25 protein-coding genes are annotated in these 24,175 nt (G+C 62.3%); 12 read left to right on the forward strand and 13 right to left on the reverse strand.

All coding sequences use genetic code 11. The annotated features are described in order from the left end of the window. Positions 1 to 129: 129 nt before the first annotated feature. Positions 130 to 864 (reverse strand): permease, encoded by a 735-nt coding sequence (locus M1D88_RS15460; RefSeq protein ID WP_458111636.1) that lies wholly within the window; start codon positions 862 to 864, stop codon positions 130 to 132. A 386-nt stretch (positions 865 to 1,250) separates the two neighbouring features. On the opposite strand from M1D88_RS15460, the gene M1D88_RS15465 reads away from it, so the two are divergent. From M1D88_RS15465 to asd, 11 genes are all read left to right on the forward strand, one after another. Then, complete coding sequence (locus tag M1D88_RS15465) at positions 1,251 to 1,949, forward strand: winged helix-turn-helix transcriptional regulator (protein WP_309108148.1); 699 nt, start codon at positions 1,251 to 1,253, stop codon at positions 1,947 to 1,949. A 261-nt stretch (positions 1,950 to 2,210) separates the two neighbouring features. Continuing rightward, positions 2,211 to 3,233 carry a mycothiol synthase gene (gene mshD / locus M1D88_RS15470; RefSeq protein WP_458111637.1) on the forward strand — a complete coding sequence of 341 codons (1,023 nt, stop codon included), beginning with the start codon at positions 2,211 to 2,213 and terminating at the stop codon, positions 3,231 to 3,233. A gap of 91 nt (positions 3,234 to 3,324) precedes the next feature. Beyond that, complete coding sequence (locus M1D88_RS15475; RefSeq protein WP_458111638.1) at positions 3,325 to 5,574, forward strand: RNA degradosome polyphosphate kinase; 2,250 nt, start codon at positions 3,325 to 3,327, stop codon at positions 5,572 to 5,574. A gap of 8 nt (positions 5,575 to 5,582) precedes the next feature. Then, complete coding sequence (locus tag M1D88_RS15480) at positions 5,583 to 6,572, forward strand: NUDIX hydrolase (RefSeq protein ID WP_458111639.1); 990 nt, start codon at positions 5,583 to 5,585, stop codon at positions 6,570 to 6,572. A gap of 204 nt (positions 6,573 to 6,776) precedes the next feature. Further along, positions 6,777 to 7,580, forward strand: a complete 804-nt coding sequence (locus M1D88_RS15485; protein WP_458111640.1) for a thymidylate synthase — start codon at positions 6,777 to 6,779, stop codon at positions 7,578 to 7,580. Next, entirely contained in the window at positions 7,577 to 8,170 is a 594-nt protein-coding gene (locus M1D88_RS15490) for a dihydrofolate reductase (protein ID WP_458111641.1), read from the forward strand. Before M1D88_RS15485 ends, M1D88_RS15490 begins: the two co-directional genes overlap by 4 nt. A 2-nt stretch (positions 8,171 to 8,172) precedes the next feature. Continuing rightward, positions 8,173 to 8,391 carry an NF038396 family protein gene (locus M1D88_RS15495; protein WP_458111642.1) on the forward strand — a complete coding sequence of 73 codons (219 nt, stop codon included), beginning with the start codon at positions 8,173 to 8,175 and terminating at the stop codon, positions 8,389 to 8,391. Positions 8,392 to 8,556: 165 nt separating this feature from the next. After that, a complete protein-coding gene (locus M1D88_RS15500; RefSeq protein ID WP_458111643.1) occupies positions 8,557 to 9,657 on the forward strand; it encodes a WXG100 family type VII secretion target in 1,101 nt (366 codons plus the stop codon). A 9-nt stretch (positions 9,658 to 9,666) separates the two neighbouring features. Next, on the forward strand, positions 9,667 to 10,323 hold the full coding sequence (locus M1D88_RS15505) for a hypothetical protein (RefSeq protein ID WP_458111644.1): 657 nt from the start codon (positions 9,667 to 9,669) through the stop codon (positions 10,321 to 10,323). Beyond that, positions 10,307 to 10,708, forward strand: a complete 402-nt coding sequence (locus tag M1D88_RS15510) for a hypothetical protein (protein ID WP_458111645.1) — start codon at positions 10,307 to 10,309, stop codon at positions 10,706 to 10,708. The genes M1D88_RS15505 and M1D88_RS15510 overlap by 17 nt, the downstream gene beginning before the upstream one ends. A gap of 168 nt (positions 10,709 to 10,876) precedes the next feature. Then, a complete protein-coding gene (asd, locus tag M1D88_RS15515; protein ID WP_458111646.1) occupies positions 10,877 to 12,007 on the forward strand; it encodes an aspartate-semialdehyde dehydrogenase in 1,131 nt (376 codons plus the stop codon). A gap of 118 nt (positions 12,008 to 12,125) precedes the next feature. Here the strand turns inward: asd and M1D88_RS15520 are convergent, their stop codons facing one another. Together M1D88_RS15520 and M1D88_RS15525 are read right to left on the reverse strand one after the other, a co-directional pair. Then, on the reverse strand, positions 12,126 to 12,854 hold the full coding sequence (locus M1D88_RS15520) for a hypothetical protein (protein ID WP_458111647.1): 729 nt from the start codon (positions 12,852 to 12,854) through the stop codon (positions 12,126 to 12,128). A gap of 218 nt (positions 12,855 to 13,072) precedes the next feature. Then, positions 13,073 to 14,140, reverse strand: coding sequence for a winged helix DNA-binding domain-containing protein (locus M1D88_RS15525; RefSeq protein WP_458114546.1), 1,068 nt, complete (start codon positions 14,138 to 14,140; stop codon positions 13,073 to 13,075). A gap of 256 nt (positions 14,141 to 14,396) precedes the next feature. Between M1D88_RS15525 and M1D88_RS15530 the strand changes: the two genes are divergently transcribed. Continuing rightward, positions 14,397 to 14,864, forward strand: coding sequence for a hypothetical protein (locus M1D88_RS15530; RefSeq protein WP_458111648.1), 468 nt, complete (start codon positions 14,397 to 14,399; stop codon positions 14,862 to 14,864). A gap of 35 nt (positions 14,865 to 14,899) precedes the next feature. Here M1D88_RS15530 and M1D88_RS15535 read toward each other — a convergent pair whose 3' ends face one another. The 10 genes from M1D88_RS15535 to M1D88_RS15580 all read right to left on the reverse strand — a co-directional run bounded on the left by M1D88_RS15535 (position 14,900) and on the right by M1D88_RS15580 (position 24,135). Next, on the reverse strand, positions 14,900 to 15,967 hold the full coding sequence (locus tag M1D88_RS15535; RefSeq protein ID WP_458111649.1) for a UDP-N-acetylmuramate dehydrogenase: 1,068 nt from the start codon (positions 15,965 to 15,967) through the stop codon (positions 14,900 to 14,902). Positions 15,968 to 16,003: 36 nt separating this feature from the next. Continuing rightward, on the reverse strand, positions 16,004 to 16,441 hold the full coding sequence (locus tag M1D88_RS15540; protein ID WP_247041918.1) for a MaoC family dehydratase: 438 nt from the start codon (positions 16,439 to 16,441) through the stop codon (positions 16,004 to 16,006). A 2-nt stretch (positions 16,442 to 16,443) separates the two neighbouring features. Beyond that, the gene (locus tag M1D88_RS15545) at positions 16,444 to 16,905 is read right to left on the reverse strand and encodes an FAS1-like dehydratase domain-containing protein (protein WP_458111650.1); all 462 of its coding nucleotides are present in this window, start codon (positions 16,903 to 16,905) and stop codon (positions 16,444 to 16,446) included. Positions 16,906 to 16,931: 26 nt separating this feature from the next. Continuing rightward, complete coding sequence (locus tag M1D88_RS15550) at positions 16,932 to 17,156, reverse strand: DUF3188 domain-containing protein (protein WP_458111651.1); 225 nt, start codon at positions 17,154 to 17,156, stop codon at positions 16,932 to 16,934. Between the two features lie 34 nt (positions 17,157 to 17,190). Beyond that, positions 17,191 to 18,138, reverse strand: a complete 948-nt coding sequence (locus M1D88_RS15555) for a DUF2797 domain-containing protein (protein ID WP_458111652.1) — start codon at positions 18,136 to 18,138, stop codon at positions 17,191 to 17,193. 38 nt (positions 18,139 to 18,176) lie between these two features. Then, positions 18,177 to 19,040 (reverse strand): HpcH/HpaI aldolase/citrate lyase family protein, encoded by an 864-nt coding sequence (locus M1D88_RS15560; RefSeq protein ID WP_458111653.1) that lies wholly within the window; start codon positions 19,038 to 19,040, stop codon positions 18,177 to 18,179. A 163-nt stretch (positions 19,041 to 19,203) separates the two neighbouring features. Beyond that, a complete protein-coding gene (locus M1D88_RS15565; protein ID WP_458111654.1) occupies positions 19,204 to 20,907 on the reverse strand; it encodes a glycoside hydrolase family 13 protein in 1,704 nt (567 codons plus the stop codon). Between the two features lie 57 nt (positions 20,908 to 20,964). Next, positions 20,965 to 21,876, reverse strand: a complete 912-nt coding sequence (locus M1D88_RS15570; RefSeq protein ID WP_458111655.1) for a carbohydrate ABC transporter permease — start codon at positions 21,874 to 21,876, stop codon at positions 20,965 to 20,967. After that, the gene (locus M1D88_RS15575; RefSeq protein WP_458111656.1) at positions 21,876 to 22,823 is read right to left on the reverse strand and encodes a carbohydrate ABC transporter permease; all 948 of its coding nucleotides are present in this window, start codon (positions 22,821 to 22,823) and stop codon (positions 21,876 to 21,878) included. The genes M1D88_RS15570 and M1D88_RS15575 overlap by 1 nt, the downstream gene beginning before the upstream one ends. Positions 22,824 to 22,845: 22 nt before the next feature. After that, a complete protein-coding gene (locus M1D88_RS15580; protein WP_458111657.1) occupies positions 22,846 to 24,135 on the reverse strand; it encodes an ABC transporter substrate-binding protein in 1,290 nt (429 codons plus the stop codon). Positions 24,136 to 24,175: the final 40 nt, after the last annotated feature.

A 24,175-nucleotide genomic window follows, 5' to 3' on the forward strand; every position in this document is an offset into this window, starting at 1 on the left:
ACTTCTGGCCTTTGAAGAGCCGGTAAACCACGAAGCCGGCGAACCAGGCCATTGCCAGGCCGGCAATGCCGAGCAGGACGAGGAAGAAAATTTCAAATGCAAGTACGGACATGATGCCATCCTAACGCGTTAGTAGATGAGTATTTTGTCTATGAAGTAGGCCAAGGAACCCACAGCCAAAACCGGGGCGATGGCTACGCTGATGGCCGCAGCAACGTTCAAAGCCTCCCCGCGGAGTATAACCAGCCGCCGGAAGCTGACCAGTACCGAGCCGATGACGACACCCACCAGGGCGGCAGGAACAACGGCGATGTCGGAGAAGATGAGCCCGGCCAACGGACCGGCCAATCCGGCCAGGACGATTCCAAGGGGCGCAACAACACGGTCAGGCCAGCGAAGAAGGCCGGTCAGCAGGGCCACGGCCGCACTGATCGCGGCCACGAGAAGCATTTCGCGAACTCCATTGAACCGGGAGGCCGCGATCCAGCCCGCACCCAGGCACGCGAGGAGCACGCCGGCGCAGGATCCCAGGATGGACTCCAGTCGCTGGGCCTGTCCGGTCCCCCGGATGAGCTGCATGACAAACACGGCCACGACACCGGCTGCGATGAAGGCTGGTGTCCAATCCAGGAAGGCAGGAGCGGGTACATAGGTGGCAGCCACCGCTGACCCGGCGCCAGGGAGGCCGATCAGGACTGCGAGTGTTTTACGCGCCGGTATACCCAGGAAGTGAGGCCAGCCGACCCCTACGGCCAAAGCAAGGACGACGGCTGCGATCAACAGGACAAGAGGTGAGCTGTAGGCGCCTACGACTATTGCCGCCAGGCCCACGAGGCCAATGACGCCTATTTGCCACGGCTTCATGACCCACCCCCGCTCACTGCCTACCCGATTTCGGCATGCTCATCCTCGACTCCGCACGTAACTCTGCTGTGTCCTTTTTGCCGCTGTGACCTTGGGCCACCTTCAGGAGTCCCAGTGAAGAAGGACTTGCCGGTCCCCGACCATCCAATCCTGCCTCATCTGAACGTCATATGTCGCAAATTAGACGCGGGTGCCACAGGTTCAGTGTCCGCGAAGGGGTGTTTAGGTATACTCAAGGTTCAGCTACGCTTTCCGCGAACACGGCTGGTGGGAAATGCTGGTGAGACCAGCGTCACCCACCGCTCCTGTTTCAGGAAGCACAGTACCGGCCGGTGCAAGCCCGGTTCAGACGCCCAATGATGTGCGGACAGCCCCTTGGAGGAACAATGTCACACATCCTGCTACTGACGAACAGCGCCGGCTCATCGGTGGACATACTGCCTGCCCTGGAACTCCTCAACCACCGGGTTCATATCCTTCCGGCCGAGCCCACTGCGCTCCTGGAAACTGACCCCTGTGACATCGTGCTGCTCGACGCCCGCAAGGACCTCGTGGGTGCCCGTTCGCTAACCCAGCTCCTGAAAGCCACCGGCCTTAGCGCACCCCTCGTACTGATTCTGACGGAGGGCGGCATGGCAGCCGTTTCATCCGCCTGGGCAGTGGATGACATCGTCCTCGAATCGGCGGGACCGGCGGAGGTCGAGGCCAGAATCCGTCTTTCGGTGGCACGGGCTGTTCCCGATCAGGAGGACGCCCCCACTGAAATCCGGGCCGCCGGCGTCGTGATTGACGAAGCCAGTTATACAGCGCGAGTCAACGGTGCACCGTTGAACCTCACGTTCAAAGAGTTTGAACTGCTCAAGTACCTCGCGCAGCATCCGGGCCGAGTGTTCACCCGCCAGCAACTGCTCACCGAAGTGTGGGGCTACGACTACTACGGCGGCACCCGCACAGTTGACGTCCACGTGCGGCGGTTGCGGGCAAAGTTGGGTGCCGACCACGAGAACCTGATCAGCACTGTGCGCAACGTTGGCTACCGTCTGACACTTGTCCGGCTGCCGGAGGAAGAACTCAGCGAGGCCTGATTCAAGGCCCTCGAACAAGGCCAGATGCAAGAAGCCCCGGACTCCAGGAGTCCGGGGCTTCTTGCACTAATACTTCAGTGGAGGACATACGGGTCGAACGTATCGAGGCCACCCCAGTGGTGGATCCCCCTCGCATCCCGTTCAGCGAGCGGGACGAGTAACGACTATAGCCGACGGGGATGACTCGTTCAAAATCCTGACTTTGACGCTGGTTCAGCCACAGCCGCAGCCGCATTCGGTCAAGCCGTATAGCCTTACCTCATGAGTCCCGCACATCCTGAAACCTGGCCGGTACTGGTTGCCAAAGACACCCTTGAGCCTCAGCTGTACAGGGACTTCAAGGATCTTGCAGCAGCGGCCGAGGAGTCCGATGGAAATCCGCCCCTTTCCGAGCAAACACTCCTGACCCTGCGCCCCGGGGCACTGCATCCCGGCGATCCGCACCAAGCTGGCTCAGGAGTTGCGGGCGGGCATTCGGTACTCGCCCTCGCGCTGTACGCCGTCGACGACGACTCCCGGCCAAGCAGCGCACAGGACCTGGCCGGGCTCGCCGTCGTAATCGAGGAAGGTGACGGTTCCGGTGTGCTGGAAGTGGCCGTTCACCCGAGTTACCGCAACCAAGGAGTGGCGGACCGGTTGATTCGGACCCTGGAATCAGAACGTGGCTTCACTGGACTCACTGCTTGGTCACATGGCAACCATGAGGCCGCGGCGGCGCTTGCCATCAGGTACGGCTACCGGCCCGTCCGGGAGCTGTGGAAGATGCGTCTCACCACCGCAACTGCAGAATTGCCTGAAGCGCCCATGCCTGATCGTGTGGCCCTCCGCGCTTTTGTTCCAGGCCAGGATGAAGACGCGTGGCTCGCTGCCAATCGCGCCGCCTTTGCGCACCACCCGGAGCAGGGCAACTTGACGCAGGCAGACCTCGAGGCACGGATGGCCGAAGACTGGTTCGATCCAGCCGGATTCCTCCTCGCCGAAGACCCCACAGGGAAACTGCTCGGCTTCCACTGGACCAAAATCCATCCCAGGAACGGGAAGCATCCTGCAATGGGTGAGGTCTACGTTGTTGGTGTTACGCCGGAAGCCCAAGGCATGGGACTCGGTAAGGCCCTCACCGTGGAGGGCATCAGGTACCTGCAGGAGAAGGGCCTGCACGCCGTAATGCTGTATACCGACGCCGACAACCTGCCCGCAGTGTCGCTGTACCGCCACCTGGGCTTTTCACGCTGGGACGTCGACGTGATGTACGGGCCGGTGCCTCCCGCTAGACCTCAGGCCTGACGCACTGGAGCGGCGATGGAAACCATGAGTCTCAGCGGAATCGAATGCTTGTATGGTTGAAACTAAACCGCGCCAGCAATAAGGAGAGACCATGCAGCCGGAATCCGGCGGGACCACCACCTCTGAAGCCACGGTGCCATCGGTTCGGGCACGCTTTGGCTCCTCAGAAGTGCCGGCGTCCCGCGCAACGCAAGACCGGATCGACATCCCGGAATTCGCTCCGAACCTGGAACCTGAGGGTGACATCAGCCCGGACCGCTTCCTTGACCGGGAACTCAGCTGGCTGGCCTTCAACGCACGCGTTCTGGAGCTGGCCGAGGACCCCGATCTCCATCTCCTTGAGCGGGTTGGCTTCCTCTCAATTTTTGCTTCGAATCTGGACGAATTTTTCATGGTTCGGGTTGCCGGGCTGAAGCGGCGCATCGCCACAGGCTTGGCTGTTCCGTCACCGGCAGGCCTAAGCCCCGTGCAGGTCCTGGAACAGATCGGCGAGGCAGCGCATGAGCTTCAGCAGCGGCACGCGCGCGTCTACGCAGAGCAGATCCGGCCGGCGTTGGCCTATGAGCACATCCACCTCATGCACTGGAACGAGCTGGATGACCAGGCCAAGGACCAGCTCAGTGCGATGTTCGCCGAGAAGGTCTTCCCCATCCTGACTCCCCTGGCCGTGGATCCTGCCCACCCCTTCCCGTACATTTCCGGGCTTTCGCTGAATCTCGCCGTCGTGGTCCGCAACCCGGTCAGCGACAAGGAGCTGTTTGCCCGCGTTAAGGTGCCCGACCAGCTGCCCCGGCTGATTTCCATCGACGGGCCGCGCGCCGGTTCCATTCCGGGCCGGGTTGCGCGCTTTATCGCCCTGGAAGAGGTCATCGCTGTCCACCTTGACCAGCTGTTCGCCGGTATGGAGGTCCTGGAGCACCACACCTTCCGCGTGACGCGCAACGAAGACGTGGAGGTTGAAGAGGACGACGCCGAGAATCTCCTGCAGGCGCTTGAAAAGGAACTCCTGCGCCGGCGCTTCGGCCCGCCTGTCCGTCTTGAGGTCACCACTGACATCAACCCGAACATCCGCGCCCTGCTCATCCGGGAACTTGGAGTGGATGAATCTGAGGTTTACTCGGTTCCCGCGCCTCTCGATCTCCGGGGGATGTCCGTTATCGCCGGCATTGACCGAGCCGATCTTCACTACCCCAAGCACGTGCCGCATACCTCCCGGTACTTGAACGAGTCCGAGACATCGAAGGCAGCGAACGTCTTCGCGGCCATGCGGCGTCGGGACATTCTCCTGCACCACCCTTACGATTCGTTCTCGACGTCGGTCCAGGCCTTCCTGGAGCAGGCTGCGGCGGACCCCAAGGTTCAGGCCATCAAACAGACCCTGTACCGGACGTCCGGCGACTCCCCCATCGTGGATGCCCTGATCGATGCCGCCGAGGCTGGCAAGCAGGTCCTGGCGCTCGTGGAGATCAAGGCCCGCTTTGATGAACAGGCCAACATCTCGTGGGCCCGCAAGCTAGAGCAGGCCGGGGTGCACGTGGTGTACGGCATCGTGGGCCTCAAGACACACTGCAAGCTCTCTCTGGTGGTCCGACAGGAAGTGGACGGACTCCGGCGCTATTGCCACATCGGCACCGGCAACTACCATCCTCGCACCGCCCGTTACTACGAGGACCTGGGACTCCTGACCGCCAATGAGCAGGTGGGCGAGGACCTGTCCAAACTGTTCAACCAGCTCTCCGGCTACGCCCCGAAATCTACGTTCAAGCGCCTTCTCGTGGCTCCGCGTTCGGTGCGGTCAGGTCTGATTGACAGGATCGAAACTGAGATCCGCAATGCCCGCGCCGGGATCCCCGCGCGCGTCCAGATCAAGGTCAACTCGATGGTGGATGAAGCCATCATCGACTCCCTCTACCGGGCGTCCCAGGCCGGGGTGCAGGTGGACGTCATCGTCCGCGGTATCTGCTCCCTTCGGCCCGGCATCCCAGGCCTGAGCGAAAACATCATTGTGCGCTCGGTGTTGGGCCGGTTCCTGGAGCACTCCCGCGTCTTTGCCTTCGCCAACGGCGGGGATCCCGTGGTGTTCATAGGTTCCGCGGACATGATGCACCGCAACCTCGACCGGAGGGTGGAAGCGTTGGTCCGCCTCAGGAGTGGCGATGACACCTCCTATGTCCTGGACATGCTCCGCAAATACATGGACCCCGGAACCTCCAGCTGGCATTTGGACAGCCTCGGAGAATGGACGCGGCATCATTTGGCGGAGGACGGCAGGCACCTGGAGGACGTGCAGTCATGGCTTCTGGCTTCGCGTTCCCGCCAGCGGTCGGCGAGCCGACGATAGGCACCGGGTTGAAAAGCGATTCTTCGATTGCTGACCTTGATACTCCCGTTGCCGACCAAACCGACCACCCCGGGGAACCGATTGCGGTTACGGCGGCCGGAGCTCTTCCTTGGCGCCTCACCAAGGACGGCTTGGAAGTCCTCCTCATCCACCGTCCCCGCTATGACGATTGGTCCTGGCCGAAGGGCAAGATCGACGACGGCGAGACCGTTCCTGAATGTGCCATCAGGGAAGTCGAGGAGGAGATAGGGCTCAAGGCAGCCCTGGGCATTCCGCTTCCACCGATTCACTACCACGTTTCGGCGGGGCTGAAGGTGGTGCACTACTGGGCTGTCGACGTCGACGGCGCAACGCTGCGTCCCGACGGCAAAGAAGTGGACAGTGTCATGTGGTGTTCCCCGGACAAGGCCGCCCGGCTGCTAAGCAACCCCAGTGATGTGGGTCCGCTGGAAGAACTTGTAGCGGCCCACGAAGGCAATGCGCTGGAAACGTGGCCGCTGGTGATCCTTCGCCATGCCAAGGCGAAGCCGCGTTCCTCCTGGAGCAAAGCTGAAGGCGATCGGCCCTTGGCGGCCACCGGGCTCAGGCAGGCCCAGGCAGTCCGCCGGCTGCTGATGGCGTGGAAGCCCTTGCGCATCAGCACCAGTCCGTGGCTTCGATGTGTCGCTACTGTGGCGCCCTACGCGAAGTCCATGGACGCAAAGGTCAAGCTGATTGAGGCACTGACCGAGCACAAGCATGCCCGGAGTCCGCAGAAGACGGCCGCCGTCGTCGAATCCCTGTTGGACAAACAGCGGGCCACGTTGTTGTGCACGCACCGGCCGGCACTGCCCACCGTCTTCAAGCAGCTGGGCCATCACATGAATGCAAGCCTCCGCACCCTCTTGCCCTCCAAAGATCCGTACTTGGCTCCGGGGGAAATCCTTGTATGCCATGTGTCCCGCGGAGACCGCAGCAGGATTGTCGCTGTGGAGAAGTTCAGGCCTTTCGACGACTGACTCGCGCCTTCCGTAAGACGCCTCCTCAAACGGGCAAAATCATGCCCGGCCGCTGTCGCACCCCCCGGCTCCGGTGAGACTGCAGCGACGGTGACAGCCGCCGTCGAACATTACATAGCCGAGGGCCGCAAGGCCGGGCTGGCGAACGACACACTGCTCCGGCTCCTGGCAGAACGTCGTGGCGAGCGTCAGTAGACTGGAACCGTGAGCATTCCTACGCCCTATGAAGACCTCCTGCGTGACGTGCTGGAACATGGCACCCACAAATCAGACCGGACCGGCACAGGTACGCGCAGCGTATTCGGCCGCCAGATGCGCTTTGACCTGAGCAAAAGCTTCCCCCTGATCACCACCAAGAGGGTCCACTTCAAGTCGGTGGCGGTGGAGCTGCTGTGGTTCCTGCGCGGCGAAACCAACGTGAAGTGGATGCAGGACCAAGGGGTCACCATCTGGAACGAATGGGCAGATGCCGACGGCGAACTCGGCCCCGTTTACGGCGTCCAGTGGCGCAGCTGGCCCACTCCGGACGGCGGGCACATCGACCAGATCGCAGAGCTCGTGGAGAACCTGAAGGCCAACCCCGACTCCCGGCGGCACATCGTTTCCGCCTGGAATGTTGCCGAACTCCAGGACATGGCGTTGCCCCCGTGCCATGCGTTCTTCCAGTTCTATGTGGCTGACGGGAAGCTCTCCTGCCAGCTCTACCAGCGTTCGGCAGACACCTTCCTGGGCGTCCCCTTCAACATCGCATCCTATGCCCTGCTTACCTGTATGTTGGCGCAGCAGGTAGGCCTGGAGCCCGGGGAATTCGTCTGGACCGGAGGCGACGTGCACATCTACGAGAATCACATGGACCAGGTCCTGAAGCAGCTCGCGCGGGAACCGTATGAATATCCGCAGCTGAAGATCAACCGCAAGCCTGCCTCCATTTTTGACTACACCCTGGACGACTTCGAAGTGGTTGGCTATCAGCACCACCCCACGATTAAGGCCCCGATCGCCGTATGAACAGCAAAGATTCCGCACCCCAGGCAGCGCCGGAAGGTTTTACAGCGGACCTGGCTGAAAATGTCACTGGCGTCGGCTTGGTTTGGGCACAGACCACAGCCGGCGTGATCGGCAAGGACGGCGACATGCCCTGGCACCTTCCTGAGGACCTGAAACACTTCACGAAGCTCACTACAGGTCACCCGGTCATCATGGGGCGCAAGACGTGGCTGTCCTTCCCCGCCAAGTACCGTCCGCTGCCAGGCCGGACCAACATCGTGATAACCCGCCAGGAAAACTGGGGCAGCACTCCCGAGGCGGAGGGCGCCGTCGTCGTGAAGTCCCTGGATGACGCACTGCTCGAGTCCCAGTTCGTGCCCGGCGGGGGTACCGTCTGGATCCTGGGCGGCGGGGAAATCTTCGCCCAGTCCGTCGACATCGCCGACGTCGCCGTGGTCACCTTCATCGATTCCGAGGCCGACGGCGACACTTACGCCCCGGAGCTCGGTTACGAATGGGAGAACTCGGCCAACGAACCGCCAAAGGGGTGGCTGACCTCGGCCAACGGCACCCGCTACCGGTTCACCGTATGGCGCCGGAAGGGTGCATAGAGATGCTGAAGAAACCAGAAACACTGTTCGTGCTGGGCTACATGCTGTTGCCGCTTCTCGCGCTGCTCTCCGCGATCGTGGGACTGACCATGATCCTGGGCGGAAACAAAATCGTCGGCATCATTGTGCTGGTTGTTGTTGCCCAGGTCTTCGCCTTCGGCGCTTTCTTTGCCATCCGGGCTCGGAAACAGTTGCTGCTTTCGGAGCATCCGGGCGCGTAAGTGGTGTCTGGGCTCGCCTGATTGCCGTCCGGACGCCCTGATGGCGAGCCAACCTCGCTGCTGATGGGGAGTTGGCCCCATCGCGGAGCCGGCTTGAAGTTAGCTACAGTTTGTTGGGCAGGGCAGCATTCACGCTGTTCCATACGGAACCTTTGGGGGATTTGGATGACTGGGAACTTGTGGGGCGCTGACGTCGCACAGCTGCGGACGCTCGCACAGCAGTTTGGTCAGGCTTCAGAGAGCCTCCAGCAGCAATCCACGCTGCTGACCAGCCAGATCAACAACAACACTTCGTGGAAAGGCAATGACGCCCTCCAGTTCCGCTCCAATTGGAACGGAAATCACCATGCTCTCCTGCAGCGAGCCGCCGACCGTCTCAAGGAAGAATCCAAAAAGCTCCTCGAGAACGCTAACCAGCAAGAGAAGGCGAGCGATGCCGCCCCCGGTTCCGGTGGCGGGCCCCTGGGTAGCTCGGGTTCGGGCGGTTCCGGCTGGGCGCTGCCGGCAGTGCTCGGTGGCGTGCTCATGGGCGGCGTTGGTGCGCTCAGGACAGGCCTGACGATTCAGAAGTTCATCAAAGCTCCACTTACCCTGGCCAAGCATGTAGGGCAGTACGGCTGGGTACTTAAGAACCATCGGGCGGAGGCAGCTCAGGCGTTGCTGTCAAGAGGCCTGCACCGGCTCGGAGGCCCCGTTTTTGATACCCGCCATTTGCTGCAGACCACAAAAGGGACGGCAGCCCTTGAGGGCCTTCTCAGCAACTCTTCGAAAGCAAACCGCGGAATCGGCATCATCGATAAAGCAACGGACCTTGCCTCCCTGAAGAATCTGCATCAGTACCCCGGACTTTCCAGGCTCGCTCCGTTGCTGGAGGAAAAGCCCTTGATCGGTGCGGGTACAAAGCTGGAATGGCTGGGTAAGAGTGGCCTCGCCCGCGGGCTGGGCTGGGCCGGCGTTGGCTTCAGCGCTATCGACTCGGTCAACGCCTTCGCCAACGGCGATATCAAGGGCGGCGTGGGGGGCGCCCTCAAAGCTGGCCTCGGGGTTGGATGTTTCCTGCCACCGCCCGCCGGGACTGTCTGTCAGGTCGCCAGTGTTGGAGTTGCCATCTACGAAAACTGGGACACCATCAGCAGCGTCGGGAAGAACATTGGCGAAGGCATAGCAAACGCTGTGCAGGATCCCGGAAAATTCGTTAGCGACACGAAAGACAATCTGGTGGATGCTGGCAAGTCCGTGGGCAAGTTCTTCGGGATCGGCGATTAGGAGAGAAGCATGACCATTCAGGACCAGACCCAGCAAGAGCCTCGCCTCGGCGTCGATGTCATCGGCTTCGGCGTGGGCGAGTTTGCCTATCTTCTGAACGTTTTTGAAGGTCCGGCGCGAAACAGAACCGTCAGTGTTTTCCGCGCCGAGGAAATGGTCGACGATGTCACCCTATCCACGGCCGGCGCATCATCGCTCCTGGCGCGAGATATGGCCACCGTTGACGATAACGGGCAGCTGGGAGTGACCGGTGTCGCAGCCGCAGTAGCCACAGCGTTCGGCAGCGCGACCCGTTGGACGGAGATCGCGCTGCTGACGGGTGAGACCATGGACAACGTCGCTCTCCTGGAAGCACCCGGCGTATCGCTGATGCTTCAACCCCGGCTGCTCGGCACCTGGTTCGTATTTGCCCAGGACCCCAGCATCACGTCGGCGGAAGCTACACTTCGGGTGGTGCAGCAACATGTACAGCAAAATCATGGCGGCTCCGCCTACCTCGTCTTCAAGACTCTGGACTCCGAACAGCACCTGCTGATTCGGTGTGAGAACGATACTTGGACCACCGGCATCCCGGATTTCGACAAGGACGAGGTCGCCGAAACCATGGTCCTGGACGACGCCGGACTGCTGGCAGCGATTGCGAACTCCCGTGGCCAGGCGCAGTAACGGAGTCCCCCAGGACCCAGGCTACGAGCAGTCCGGGTCCTCCGACCAACAGCTGATCCACCGCCGCGCCGAAAATGGTGAGCTGGTGGGTTATACGTCTGAGGAGTACGGCGTCCGCAAGGACGATGGTGTCAGCCTGGTTAAGCCCGTTAACAGCTCAGCGGGCTTGCTGTTCCTCGCAGTCCTGATCAGCCTGGCTTTTGGCGGGATGCTGTACGGAATCTTGCAGATGGCCCTCACTGATCAGTGGCACATCCTGCGCGAGATCTGGTGGATGTACCTGCTGATCCTCATTCCCCTCCTCGCCGGTTGGTCAAGCTACTTTAAGGAACGCAAGGCCGAGAAGCTGCGGAGGGACCGTAATCTGCCGCGGCCGGTTGAATAGGACGCCATGATAGGGCTGTTGTTCCTGACCTCGTAGGTGCTGCTCCCAATGCTGTTGGCGAAGAGGGAACAACCCCTAGGGGCATGCGGCGAGTACCGACGTCGTGCGACGCGCGCATAGTGACGTAACCGACTGCGCCATGCGCGTTCCGAAGTCTAAACTGGACGAATGACTACAGCAGCTACCCCTTCCGTCGGCCTGGTCGGATGGCGCGGCATGGTCGGTTCCGTCCTCATGCAGCGCATGCAGGACGAGGGCGACTTCGCCAACATCAACCCGGTCTTCTTCTCCACCTCGAATGCAGGAGGTGCCGCGCCTTCTTTCGCAGAAGGCTCAGGCAAGCTCGAGGACGCGTTCGACGTCGACACGCTGGCTAAGCTGCCCATTATTGTCACCGCGCAAGGCGGCGATTACACCAAACGCGTCCACACCGAGCTGCGCAGCCGCGGCTGGGACGGCCTGTGGATCGACGCCGCCTCCACCCTGCGTATGAGCGATGACTCGATCATCGTGCTCGACCCGATCAACCGCGACGTCATCGACAAGGGCCTGGTGAACGGTACCAAGGACTTCATCGGCGGCAACTGCACCGTGTCCTGCATGCTGATGGGCCTCGGCGGCCTGTTCAAGAACGGCCTCGTCGAGTGGGGCACGTCCATGACGTACCAAGCTGCCTCCGGCGGCGGTGCGCGGCATATGCGCGAGCTGCTAAGCCAGTTCGGCACGCTCAATGCCGAGGTCAGCACCGAACTGGACGACCCGGCGTCGGCCATTCTGGACATCGACCGCAAGGTCCTGGCCCACCAGCGCACGGATATCGACGCCACCCAGTTCGGTGTTCCGCTGGCCGGCTCGCTGATTCCTTGGATCGATGCTGACCTGGGCAACGGCCAGTCCAAGGAAGAGTGGAAGGCGGGCGTGGAGACCAACAAGATCCTCGGCACTTCCGCCGAGAACCACATCATGATGGACGGCCTGTGCATCCGGATCGGCGCCATGCGTTCGCACTCCCAGGCTCTCACCCTCAAACTCCGCGAAAACCTCTCCGTTGCTGAAATCGAAAGCATCCTGGCTGCGGACAACGAGTGGGCCAAGGTGGTGCCGAACACCAAGGAAGACTCCATGGCGAGCCTTACCCCTGTCGCTGCATCCGGCACGCTGGATATCCCCGTGGGCCGAATCCGCAAGCTCGAGATGGGCCCGGAGTACATCAGCGCGTTCACGGTGGGAGACCAGCTCCTCTGGGGTGCCGCCGAGCCGCTGCGCCGCATGCTGAACATCGCCACCGGCACTCTGTAGTTCCACTCCTTAGCTTCACCCGCTCACCAACACCCCGCTCACCGCAATCACGGCCCTGCCCCGCTTGAACTGCCCCTTCCCGGGCCGCTCAAGCGGGGCAGGGCCGTCTTTGCGTGGGTTAGCCAACCGACCATTTCTGAACCCTGGCAAAGGTAGCCTGAACCCGTCGTCGTAGCTCCCACGGGTCTTCCAATTGCTGCCAATCGAGGCGAAGAAATATCCACCCTTCTTCAGTAAGGGCATTCTCCCGTCTCCGTTCGGCCAGCAGCACTTGGTCTGCCGGCTTGTAATCGCCGTACTTTGCTCTGCCGTCGAACTCGATGACCACTCTGGAAGCCGGGTACGCGAAGTCTGCACGAAAGAGCCCTGCGCTGGTTGGAATCTCGTATTGGGGAACAAACGAGTGGAAGCCGAAGGAATGCAGCAAGAGGCGAGTGCGGGTTTCCCCGGAAGATTCCGAGCGGGCGTCAAGCGCGTCCAGCACTGCAGCGGCTCGCACGCTCCCCCGCTTCACCGGACTTTCCTCAAGCTTTTTCCTCATGCTTGCCAGATCCGCTCCTTTCCTCAAGGCATCGTCCCCGATCACGGCGGCAGCGGCGAGATGGAGGATCCTGGCGCAGTCCAGCACTGTGCGCTCCATGCTGGTTACCTGGATGTCCCGGCCGTCCGCTGTCTGCAGCGTGATGAGGTCCGAGGAGTCCAGTGGAAGGCGGTGGGTTCGAACGTCGATCCCGGTGCTTGTGGCGACGCGATTACCCAGTTCAGCCTGAGCGAGTTGGTGAGTGGAGGCGACCGAATGTGCTGGCCAGCGCGAGTCAATGACTGTGGTCAGCTTGTGGGGATTCATGTTTCAAGGCTGGATGCATTAGTCCTTGTATCGATAGCACTCATCGGCCGTATGTGGAGAAGTCAGCAGTTCCGGCTCTTGGCTCCTGCGCTTCTCCTTGCCCTACGACCGGCCCTAACCCACAAGACCGTAGCTGCCCAGGGCCGTTTGAGCGGGGCAGGGCCGTTTAAGCGCGGCAGGGCGGTTGGGGGGCAGGGCCGGTGAAGCCTCCCGCGGCCTCAGCCGGCGAGGAACTTCAGGTAGCGTTCCCCGGCCTTCCGGAAACCTGCTGCCGCGGCAGAACCCATGGGCTTGGCCTCGCTGAAGATTACAGGCACGACGGCGGCAGCCTTACCACTCCCCTGTACGCCCCATGTCCCTACCACCGCACCTCCCGACACGATGATTTTCTTGAACACGCCGTTGCCGCCGGGGACGATCTTGTCTGCGTGCTCCGGGGGAAGGACCAGGCTGCGGTCCGTGTAGCCGAGGAGAAACTCGTCAAAGGCGGGGAGTGCCTGAACCGAACGCTCGCCGGGTACGCCGACGTCGAGCAGTTCCGCCGTGGAGGGTGAGATCCAGTAGGTGCTCCCCTCAAATACCAGCTTCACTAGCTCAGACCCGACCGAGCTCAACCCTTTGCGGACCTCGGTAAGAGGGATGCCGGACCACCAGGAAAAGTCACGTTCAGTAGCAGGCCCGTGGCTGCGCATGTAACGAAGAACCCACTCGGCAATGCCCTCCTCGCGTTCCAGGCTCCGCGACTCGGGTATCCACTCATCGAACGCAGCAAACTTCTGCTGGTTTCCGGCTAAGGGACCGGGGACGATCGACGCGGTTTGACACAACAGACCAAGCAGATGGACTCCGCGCTGCTCCTTGGTCACCTGACCCGCAGCCTCGAAAGCCGCGAACATTTCCTGCCGGGTGGCGGCCTTTCCGCCTGTCAGCATCTCCAAGGCAACGTCACGGCACAGTTTGATGTCCCCCTCGGAAATCTCAAGTTGCCGGTGCCTGGTCGCGGCCGCGCGGATCATCCGCGGGGTGGTGATACTGAGCATCCAGCGAAGGTCCTCGGGAGCCACCAGGTGCAAAGTCCCGCGCATGGGCCAGGAACGGACGATTCCGCCGTCGTCCAAGGCAGACCGCACCGATCCAAGCCCGGCGCCGGAAGAGCGGAGGCTTACGGCCCAGAGTGCTGCCGGCAGGTCCTGGGCCTGCAGTGCCGTCATCCACCGGACCGTCTCAGGCACGGAGCCAAGGCCCTCCCCCAGTACGCCTTGGGATGAGAGACGAAGCCGCCCCATGACCCGGGCCGAAAGCCGCCCGGACACGTTCGAAGAATCGCGGGTCTGAGCCGAACCTGAGTCGGCCGCTGAAACCTGGGCCTGCACCTGTGCCGTCATGGCAACATCCTAGGACCAGCTGCGGACGAATACAGTCCGCAGCGAAGCCCTCCAGGCGCATCCAGCCAGATGGGAGCGCCTTACAAGCCCCGCCAGTTGAGAGCAAGGTACAGTCAACTCCCAGTTGGTGCCCAGCCCGCACTCCTACGCTGATTTCATGACCATGGGTGATCTGTGGCCCCTCCTGCGGCCCCTATGCCGGAGGCTCGCCCTGCTCGGCTGGGCCTCCAGCGCGGCAGGGATGGCCGCCGGACTTGCTGTTGCGGTCGCCAGCGGGACAAGTCTTTCACCGGTCATGGCGAATCTGCAGCGGGTCTCATCAGTGGGCATCGTGCTGGCCGTATTCAGCTTCACGGCGGCAGTACTGCTCCAGCCGCACCGCGAAACTGCTCCGGACGCCGGTGAAGAGCTCCCTTCCACGCTGCGGAGCTTCCTGCCCGGCACGGTGGTACTCCTTCTGGGAGCCGTTGCCTTCGCCGGGGCAGGACTCCTGCTTCGAAGCGGGCCAAGTCCCCAATCGGTGGCCTTCTGCCAAGTCTTCGGATTGGCGGCAGCGGCGTCCGGGTTCACCTATCTGCTCTTCAGCAGGGCGGCGCCGCACCCTCCGACAGAAAATAAGCCATAAGCCCGGAACCCGGAATATACAGCCCGATCCCGGACCTACAGTTCCACGCCAATCAGCAGCGGTTCCGGATGCAGTTCAATGCCAAAGCGTTCGACGACGCCGCGCCTCACCTCACGCGCGATGGCCGCCATATCGGAGGCCTTGGCGGAGCCGCGGTTGGTGATGGCCAGGGTGTGCTTGGTGGACAAAGCGGCCCGGCCTCCCGAAACACTGTCCGGTTCCAATCCGAAGCCCTTCGCGAAGCCGGCCTTATCGATGAGCCAGGCAGCTGAGAGTTTCACCAGACCATCGCTGCCCGCCGGGTAGCGGGGCGCGTCCTGCGGCAGGCCGTCCGCGACAGCCGGAAGAACGATCGGGTTGGTGAAGAACGATCCAGTCGAGTAGGTGTCCCTGTCTGCGGCATCCAGGACCATGCCTTTGGATGCCCGGAGCCGTAGCACTTCCCGCCGCACGTCGTTGGAGTACGCCCTCTTGCCCTGTTCAACGCCAAGCGACCGGGCCAGCTCGGCATAGCGGATGGGCGCGCTCATACGGCCCAGCGGCAACTGAAACTCCACCGTCAGCACCACAAATCGGGGGGACCCGTTTACAGTTGTCTGCTTCAGTAGGGAATCCCGGTAGCCGAACTTCAGCTCGGAGTTCGTAAACGTCCGCACGGCGTTCTGCTTCCTGTCCCACGTCCGCACGGCAGCTATGGTCTGCGAGACATCTGCACCGTAGGCACCCACGTTTTGAACCGGAGTAGCGCCCGTGGAGCCAGGGATTCCGGAAAGGGCTTCGATGCCGGACCAGGCGTGCAGCACCGCGTGCTTCACCAGGTCATCCCAGTTGTGCCCCGCCTGGACCACCACGGCCACGCCACCACAGGAGTCTTCGGCGCTGACTGTGAAACCCTCGGAGGCGAGCTTCAGGACGGTTCCGGGGAACCCGTCGTCGGAAATCAGAAGATTGGACCCGCCGCCGATGATGAGCAGCGGCTCCCCAACGGCGTCAGCGGAACGCACGACGTCGATGATCTCCGCTTCCGTGCGGGCCTCCACGAAGGTGGCGGCGGGACCGCCGACGGCGGCGGTGGTGAGTTCGGCAAGCAGCGTCTGGGTCACCTCAACAGCCTAACGGGGATCGAAAGATCCACTGTTTCAGCCAAGCCTGACTACGGCCTGGGCCTTCATCAGCACTTTTTGTCCTCCGGAGACGACGGTGAGGTCCACCCGCGCTGTCTTGGCATCCTCATCGAGTGCTCCGACTGCGCCACTGACCTCGATGCTGGCGCCGGGCTCGTCGGTTCCCGTGGTGTCGGTTACCGGGACGGGCTTGGTGAAGCGGGTCTGGAAATCCACAATCGCTGCCGGGTCCCCGGCCCAGTCGGTGACCAGCTGCACGGCGGCTCCCATGGTGAACATTCCGTGGGCGATGACACCGGGGAGGCCCACACCAGTGGCGAATGACTCGTTCCAGTGAATGGGGTTGAAGTCCCCGGAGGCGCCGGCGTACTTGACCAGATCCTGCCGGGTGACGCTGATGGTCCGGCTGCCAAGATCCTGGCCGATAGTGAGGTCTGTAAAGGAAGGTGTCATGGTTACTGTTCCTCTCCGCGAACCAGAATCGAGGACGTGGTGGTGGCGACGTTCCTGCGTGAAGCGCCCTCTGACAGGGCAAAGATCTCTGAACGGGTGGTGATCATGGCACCACCGCCCATGGAGCGGACGCCGTCCACATGGAGTTCAGCCACAAGCCTGTCACCGGCGACGATGGGCAGGTGGTGGACGAACCGCTGATCTGCGTGGACCACGCGGGAGAAGTCAATGCCGGAATCCGGATCCTCGATCAGCTGGGCGTCGGCCCGCTGGGCGACGATGATCGCAAACGTAGGGGGTGCCACCAGGTCCCGGTGTCCTAGGGCGATGGCTGCGTTCAGGTCAAAATGGGCGGGATGCGTTGCCTTGACCGCGCGGGCAAACTCGCGGATTTTCTCGCGGCCGACGTCGTACACCTCTGCGGCAGGGTAGCTACGGCCCTGCAGATCCGGATTGATACTCATGGCCTCAAGCCTATCGTCCGGGCGGACTACCTCTTGTAACCCTTCCGGATCTGTTGGCCGCGGACCACCAGGCCCACAATGTGCAGAACGAGGCCCAGCCCGATCACCGGCAGGGACGCCGCAGAAAGTCCCTGGTTCTGTGAGGTGTTGCCCAGAATATTGAGGATGATCCCGACGGCGATCAGTCCCATCGCACTGAAGACGACGATTTTGTACGCGGTTGAGGCCGAGGCCCAGAATTCGTTCAGCACCGTGCCAGTTTACTGGCTGTTCAAAACCGGGATGTCAAAACAGGGATTCCTGAACCGCCGGCACTTCGAACCGATGGTTGCCCAGTTCAATCCTGCGGGCCTTGAGCAGGCCCAGGCTCACGACGAACTCGATTTCGGAACCTTCGATGGACGCCAGGGCGTAGCCACCGTTGAGGGAGTTGATCCGGAACCCGTGCGCGCCCTCGCTCAGATCGTGCGGATAGGCGTGCCGGAGCCCCGATCCTGGTACAGAGACCGGATCGGCCTGGGACGGACGGATCCACTGTTCATCCACCACGGCGAAACCTCCCAGGGCTGCACCCGCGAGCAGCGTGCGGACCTCCCCTGCCAAGGCCTTGTTCTTTGCATCCAGCCCAAAGGCGGGGGAAGGCTCGGTCAGGGCAGCAGCTTTTGCGGCAGACCGGATCTGTTGTGGCAGCCCAGCCTCCCGGCTGACCATGTCCTCCAGCACCCTGACGATCCGGCCGTCATCGGCACGCGCAACATACCTGGCAACCACAGCGCCCTGTTCGGCCAGGCGGTTCCACTTCCGCAGGTTCGACGCCGTTCCCACCTTGCTGGCACCATCCGCGAACGTTGCCACGTAGAGCCAATGCTGCTGGGACAGGTAGGCACGCAGACCCGGGGGCACACGCCCGCCGCGGTGAAAATCGTGGATGAGGCGGGAGTCGTCCACCATGAAGCAGCGCTCACACTGGTTCCCCTTCACGGCGATAGCCTGGTTGGGGCACAAGACATGATCGCGCTCGGACGCTGAGTGCACCTTGTGGTGCCCGAGGCAGAATTTTCCGGATTCCGACAGGCGGAAGCCAAGATGGGTGCCGGAGGCTAGTGGGACCTCGCTGAACCCGCCTCCGCGGCGCTCAAGCCGCAGGTGCGGGGTTCCGCCGTCGGCTCCTGGCCGTGCGGCTGCAGGGCCATCCCAAAAGACCCCGTGGACCAGATAGGTGGAATCGGTCACGGGGTCCCCTGTGGATCAAATGGTGGGCGTACTGAGAGTCAGAGCGCGGGCTGCACCCCAAAGGCCACCGCGAGCTTGATGATCTTTTCTGCCCGGCCCAGGCGCGGAAGGTCGGAACCGTCCCGGATGACCCGGCCGTTGGCCTCAAAGTCAGCCATGAAGTCCGTGGCCCATGCGACGTCCGAGGGTGTGGGGCTAATGACCTCATTGATTACGCTGGTCTGGTCGATGGCGAGGCAGAGCTTACCGGTCATGCCCATCATGACGGTGATGCCCGTCTGCTCACGCAGGATGGGGTGGTTGGTTCCCACGGTGGGGCCGTCGATAGGGCCCGGCAGATTACCGACCCGGCTGGCCACAACCAGTTTGGCACGCGGGTAGGCCATGGCTTCGGGGGTAGCTGCCATACCGGTGTCGCGGCGGAAGTCGCCGGAACCGAAGGCGAGCCGGAAGGCGCCCTGGGCTTTGGCGATGTTGTTGGCTTCTTCAATGCCCACTGCTGATTCCACGAGGGGGATGACGGGAGTGTTGCCGTCCATGCGGTGGAAGCTCTCGGTGACCTGGTCTGCGGACTCGGTCTTTGCAAGCATGACGCCCAGAAGCCCGGGGGTGCCGCGTAGTCCGGCGAGGTCTGCGGCCCAGAACGGGCTGGTGGCGTCGTTGATCCTGACCCATGCCTTGCCGCCGGCTGTCAGCCATTCGATGATGTTCTGGCGGGCACGATCCTTCTGGGAAGGGTCGACCGCATCTTCGATGTCAAGAATGATCGCGTCAGCGCGGGAGACAGCGGACTGCTGGAAAAGCTCCGTCTTCATGGCGTTGACGAGAAGCCAGGAACGGGCAATTTCAGCGGGGATACTGCGAGTCGGCCGTAGTGTTTCGGCGGCGGTGGTAGACGTCATACATCTACCGTATCCGGCGAGGGCGGCCTACGGCGAAGTAATTCGGCTACCTCTTGTGAACAATATGACCAATTGTCCCGGTGAAAACGGGAGCATCCCGCCCGACAGGCCAGGAGTTGGCCTGCCGGACGGGGTGGACTTTTCCGCAAGTATTACTTCCGAGTCAGCGCAGCCACACCGTGGTGTTGGCTGGCAGCCGGCCGTCTTCCAGCGGGCCGCTGCTGACGAGGAGTTCCCCTGTGGGAAGCTCGACTGGCTCCTTTCCGAAGTTTGTCACCACGTGCCAGCCGCCCGGACGGGTGAAGTGCAACACTTCGCCGTTGGGGCTTTCGTGCCAGGTCAGCTCCTCCGCGGTCTGCAGCTCACGGCGCAGGCGCAGGGCCTGGCGGTAAAGCTCCAGGGTAGAAGCTTCCCGCTCCTCCTGAACGTCAACGGCGTAACCGCCGAACCATTGCGGCTGCGGAAGGTGGGCACCGCCGTCGCCGAATCCGTAGGAAGGGCCCTCGGCCGTCCAGGGCAACGGCACGCGGCAGCCGTCCCGGCCGATCTCGACCCCCTTGTTGCGGAAGAACGACGGATCCTGGCGTTCGGAGTCGCGAATCTCCGACACTTCCTGAAGGCCGAGTTCCTCGCCCTGGTAAAGGTAGGCGGAGCCGGGCAGTGCCAGCATCAGCAGGGTCGCGGCCCGGGCGCGGCGAAGGCCCAGCTCACGGTCCAGCTCCTCCTCGGGTGCACCTGCGAGGAGCCACGCCTTGCCGTCCTGGCCCTTGCCGCGCTTGTGGGCCTCCCGTGTGGCTTTGGGCAGGCCATAACGGGTGGCATGCCGGACGACGTCGTGGTTTGAGAAAACCCAGGTGGACGATGCTCCGGTGGCTGCGGCTTCATCGAGGTTCCGGGTGATGATGTCCCGGAACTCCTGCGCGTCGAAATCGGCTTGCAGGAGGTCGAAGTTGAAGGCCTGGCCCAGACCCTTGGGGCTGGCATAGCGGGGACGGCGGCTGGTGTGCACCCACGCCTCGGCGACGGCCGTGCGGGGCGGGTTGTACTCATTGAAGACCTCTCGCCATTCCGCATAGATCTCGTGGACTTCGTCCCGGTCCCAGAACGGGTGCGAGCCGTCCAGGGTGCCGTCCTCCGTGCCGATTTCCAGCTTGGACTGCAGGGGCTCGGTCAGGTCCTTCGTGAGGGCGTGGGCCACATCCACCCGGAACCCGTCCACACCCCGGTCCGACCAGAAGCGGAGCGTCTTGAGGAAGTCTTCGCGGACTTCCCGGTTGGCCCAGTTCAGGTCGGGCTGCTCTTTGGCGAAAATGTGCATGTACCACTGCCCGAGGCTGCCATCGGGTTCGGTAATGCGTTCCCAGGCAGGACCGCCAAAAACAGAGTCCCAGTCCGACGGCGGGAATTCGCCATCCGGGCCCTTGCCGTCCCGGAAAATGTAGCGGTCGCGTGCGGCGGAGCCCTTGGGTGACGCCAGGGCCTCCTGGAACCAGACATGCCGGTTGGACGAGTGATTCGGGACGATGTCCGCGATCAGCTTGATGCCGGCGGCATGCAGGGCCGCTGACATCTCGGCAAAGTCTTCGAGGGTGCCAAGCTTCGGGTCAACGTCACGGTAATCGTCGACGTCGTATCCTCCGTCCGCGAGCGCCGAGGGATAGAACGGGCTCAGCCAAACAGCGTCAATTCCCAGCTGTTTCAGGTAAGGCACCTTGGCGGTGATGCCCCTGATGTCGCCCAGGCCGTCCCCATTGGAGTCAGAGAAGCTGCGCGGGTAGATCTGGTAAACGGAAGCCTGGCGCCACCAGTTGGGATCGGCTGCGAGGTCAGAATCGGACAGGGTTGCCAGAGTGGCAGTGGTGGACAAGGGAATTTTCCTTTTCTGGTGTGTTTGTTTGATTTGGTATTGGAGGACTTGGCCGCGCTACTTGACCGCTCCGCGCATTACTCCGGAGAGTACCCACCGTTGAGCCAGGATGTACACCACCAGGGTGGGCGCCATGGCCATGAGGTAGGACGCGAAGGCGAGGCTGTAGTTGGTATTGAATTCGCCTTGGAAAAGCATCTGCACCACGGGGAGCGTCTGCAGCGCGGGATCGGCGATCATCATCTGGGGCAGCAGGAAGTCATTCCAGGAACCCAGGAAGGCGAAGATGCCCACAGTGGCGTTCATCGGGGCCAGCAGCGGAAAGATGATCTTCCGGAACACCTGCCACGTGGTGGCCCCGTCCATCCGCGCTGACTCCTCCAGTTCGACCGGGATGGACCGGACAAACGCGATGTACAGCAGGGTGTTGAACGATATGCCTCCCAGGACGTGCAGGAAGATCACTCCACCCGGGTTGTCCAATCCCAGCAGGGCCGTCTGCTTGATGAGGGGCAGGATGATGACGGGAAACGGTATGAACATGGCCGAAAGCAGATACACGAAGGATCCGCGGAAGAACTTCCGGTGCCAGTTGCGCACTATCGCATAGGCGACAAGCGAACTGGATGCCAGTGCACCGAGCACACTGAACACAGTAACAAACGCTGTGGACAGGAAGGCCTTTGGAAAGTTGGTGGCCACGTAGGCCTCAGCGAAGTTGTTCCAGTTCATGGGTGAGGGCCAGGCCAGGCCGGTACCGGTGCCGATCTGATCCGCTGACTTCAGGGCCATGGCAACAGTGAAGTAGAGCGGCAGCAGGATGGTCAGTGAGGCAACAAGCATCAGGGCCGTCAGCCACCAGTTGACCTTGAAGCCTTCTCTGGAGGAGCGGCGCACAGCGGGCGGGCGCGCAGAACGCTGGACGTCGGCGGCGGAAGCGGAATCGGGCAGTGCTGTGGATGCGGTCATTAGAGTGAGACCCCCCGGCGCTGGATGAGGCGCAGTTGAATGACGGAGATGAGCAGGGTGATGAGGAAGTAGATGACGGCGTTGGCCATCTGGTAGGAGTAGTCCCCTCCTGTGAAGCCCGAGAAGATCCGCATGGCCACGGACTGTGTTGCCATGCCCGGGCCCCCGCCCGTGAGCCCCACGATGATTTCGTATGTGCCAAGGAATCCCTTGAAGCCGAGGATCACATTAATAACCAGGTACCCGAGGATCAGCGGCAGCGTCAGGTGCGTGAACTGCCGCCAGCTCCCAGCGCCATCCAGGTCGGCTGCCTCGTAGACCTCGGACGGAACACTTTGGAGGCCGGCCAGATAGATGATGGTGGCGCCCGGTGCCGCCTGCCAGACGGTCACGAGCACGATCGCGATCCAGGCGAGGTTCTCGTTTGCCAGAATGCTGCTGGCCAGCGGTGTCAGCCCGAAGCGCTCGGCAAGGACCGGAAGGGTGTTGGAGAACAGGTAGTTGAAGACAAACGAGACGATGAGCGCCGACAGCACCATGGGAATGAAGAACACGGTGCGGATGCCGGTGCGCCATTTGATCCTGGCATTCAATCCCAGGGCGATGGCCAGGGAAACAACGTTGACCACCACGGTGGTGGTCAGTGCGAAAAAGAACGTGAAGAGATAGGACTGCAGAACCGCCGGGTCCTTGAAGATGTTGACGTAGTTGGTGAGGCCGATGAATTTCCAGTCGCCGTAGCCCGCGTAGTTGGTCAGGCTGAAAAACACTCCAACGAGTGCCGGAAGCGTAATGAAGAAGGCGAACAGCGCCAGCACGGGGATGAGCATCCAGTAAAACGTGGGATCGATTTTGTCCCTGATCTGCCTGAGTGGTGGAGAGTCCGTGCTCGCGGTGTGACGGGTTGACGGCGGCGTTGCCTGGCCCACCTGGGAAGTTGTGGTCATTGCTTGCTCCTGAAGGTGGGGGTCAGACGGCGGTGCGTTCAGCAACGCGGCGCCATTCGGCGTCGAGGTCCCTGAGGAACTGCCCGGCGTTGCGGTTGTAGACGAAGGATTGGATGTAATTTCCCAGCGGGACCGACGGCGGGAAGTAGGTGCCTGCCCCCTGGTAGTAGCGCCCCTCCGCGACATAGGGAGCCAGGCCGCTGATCTGCGGGTTACTCACCGCCGGAGCATCCGCGAGTGGTGAGAACGCGGCGTTCTTTTCGTTAAAGGTGTTTACAACCGACGGCTCCAGGAGATAGTTCACAAACCTTTCCGCCGCAGCCCGGTTGGGTGTGTTCCGGGTGATGGACAAGGCCATATCCACGTTGACGCGGGCTTTGGTGTCGGCGGGATTGTTCGTGGCAGGCAGCGGAAAGCTACCCAGCTGGATGTTTTTGTTGGCTTTGACCAGTTCGGACAGCGCCCACGGCCCTTGGAAGTACATGGCTGCCTGTCCCCTGCCGAAGGCTGCGTTGCCGTCTGCGTAGTTTTTGCTTGACGCCCCGTTTTGGGTGAACCCGGTGAGCTCCAGGATCTTGGGAAGGGCTGGCCCGAAGTTGCTGGAGAAGGACTCGGACGCGTCTTCCCGGATGTCGGCGCCCTTGGCATAGAGGCGGGCGAAGAAATCCTCCACGTCTACGGTCCCGCCGGTGACGTAGTCGAAGGCACCCTGTTGAAGGGTCCACGTGTCCTTAAACGTGCCGTAAACGGGGGCAATTCCGGCCGTGCGGAAGGTTTCGCAAGCTGCCAGGAACTCATCCCACGTCGTCGGGACAGCCACTCCATATTGAGCGAAGATTTCCCTGTTGTAGATGACTCCGGCCCCGGCGAGGGAAAAGGGAATGGCGCTGGTCTCGCCCTTGTACTGGCCCCAGGAGTTCACCAGTGCCTGAACCTTTGGATCGATGGTCGCAGCGGACGGCAAACCCGAAAGGTCAGCAAAAACTCCCTTCCGGGTGAAGTCTGCAGTGGCTTGGGCAAAACCACGGGTCACGACATCGGGCGGGTTATTGCGGACGAGCGAGGGCACAAAGTTGCCTTCGTTGAAGTCCTGAACCACGTGAATATCCGGATTCAGCGCTTCGAAATCCTTGATGACCTGGTTGAAGTACGCCACAACTTCAGGCTTGTTCTGCATGAAGCGCAGCTGGGTGACGCCCTTTTGCTGCACCTGTGAAGATGTTGCGCAGCCGGAAAGCGGCAGGAGCCCCGCGGCGCAGGAAAAGCCCGCTGCCTTGAGGAGCAAGCGGCGGGTGGGCAAGGCGGCATTCATAGCTCACGTCCGCCCTGGCTGCGGCCAGGGACGTGTCGAA

This window comes from Arthrobacter sp. R1-13, from assembly GCF_054161475.1.

What these genes read in the sequence shown, in the direction of transcription:
- M1D88_RS15475 (WP_458111638.1), top strand. Translation starts at nt 3,325, where the DNA reads ATGCAGCCGGAATCCGGCGGGACCACCACCTCTGAAGCCACGGTGCCA.
- M1D88_RS15545 (WP_458111650.1), bottom strand. Translation starts at nt 16,905, where the DNA reads ATGAGTATCAATCCGGATCTGCAGGGCCGTAGCTACCCTGCCGCAGAG.
- asd (WP_458111646.1), top strand. Translation starts at nt 10,877, where the DNA reads ATGACTACAGCAGCTACCCCTTCCGTCGGCCTGGTCGGATGGCGCGGC.
- mshD (WP_458111637.1), top strand. Translation starts at nt 2,211, where the DNA reads ATGAGTCCCGCACATCCTGAAACCTGGCCGGTACTGGTTGCCAAAGAC.
- M1D88_RS15575 (WP_458111656.1), bottom strand. Translation starts at nt 22,823, where the DNA reads ATGACCACAACTTCCCAGGTGGGCCAGGCAACGCCGCCGTCAACCCGT.
- M1D88_RS15530 (WP_458111648.1), top strand. Translation starts at nt 14,397, where the DNA reads ATGACCATGGGTGATCTGTGGCCCCTCCTGCGGCCCCTATGCCGGAGG.
- M1D88_RS15490 (WP_458111641.1), top strand. Translation starts at nt 7,577, where the DNA reads ATGAACAGCAAAGATTCCGCACCCCAGGCAGCGCCGGAAGGTTTTACA.
- M1D88_RS15570 (WP_458111655.1), bottom strand. Translation starts at nt 21,876, where the DNA reads ATGACCGCATCCACAGCACTGCCCGATTCCGCTTCCGCCGCCGACGTC.
- M1D88_RS15540 (WP_247041918.1), bottom strand. Translation starts at nt 16,441, where the DNA reads ATGACACCTTCCTTTACAGACCTCACTATCGGCCAGGATCTTGGCAGC.
- M1D88_RS15460 (WP_458111636.1), bottom strand. Translation starts at nt 864, where the DNA reads ATGAAGCCGTGGCAAATAGGCGTCATTGGCCTCGTGGGCCTGGCGGCA.
- M1D88_RS15580 (WP_458111657.1), bottom strand. Translation starts at nt 24,135, where the DNA reads ATGAATGCCGCCTTGCCCACCCGCCGCTTGCTCCTCAAGGCAGCGGGC.
- M1D88_RS15525 (WP_458114546.1), bottom strand. Translation starts at nt 14,140, where the DNA reads ATGGGGCGGCTTCGTCTCTCATCCCAAGGCGTACTGGGGGAGGGCCTT.
- M1D88_RS15500 (WP_458111643.1), top strand. Translation starts at nt 8,557, where the DNA reads ATGACTGGGAACTTGTGGGGCGCTGACGTCGCACAGCTGCGGACGCTC.
- M1D88_RS15495 (WP_458111642.1), top strand. Translation starts at nt 8,173, where the DNA reads ATGCTGAAGAAACCAGAAACACTGTTCGTGCTGGGCTACATGCTGTTG.
- M1D88_RS15560 (WP_458111653.1), bottom strand. Translation starts at nt 19,040, where the DNA reads ATGACGTCTACCACCGCCGCCGAAACACTACGGCCGACTCGCAGTATC.
- M1D88_RS15465 (WP_309108148.1), top strand. Translation starts at nt 1,251, where the DNA reads ATGTCACACATCCTGCTACTGACGAACAGCGCCGGCTCATCGGTGGAC.
- M1D88_RS15520 (WP_458111647.1), bottom strand. Translation starts at nt 12,854, where the DNA reads ATGAATCCCCACAAGCTGACCACAGTCATTGACTCGCGCTGGCCAGCA.
- M1D88_RS15505 (WP_458111644.1), top strand. Translation starts at nt 9,667, where the DNA reads ATGACCATTCAGGACCAGACCCAGCAAGAGCCTCGCCTCGGCGTCGAT.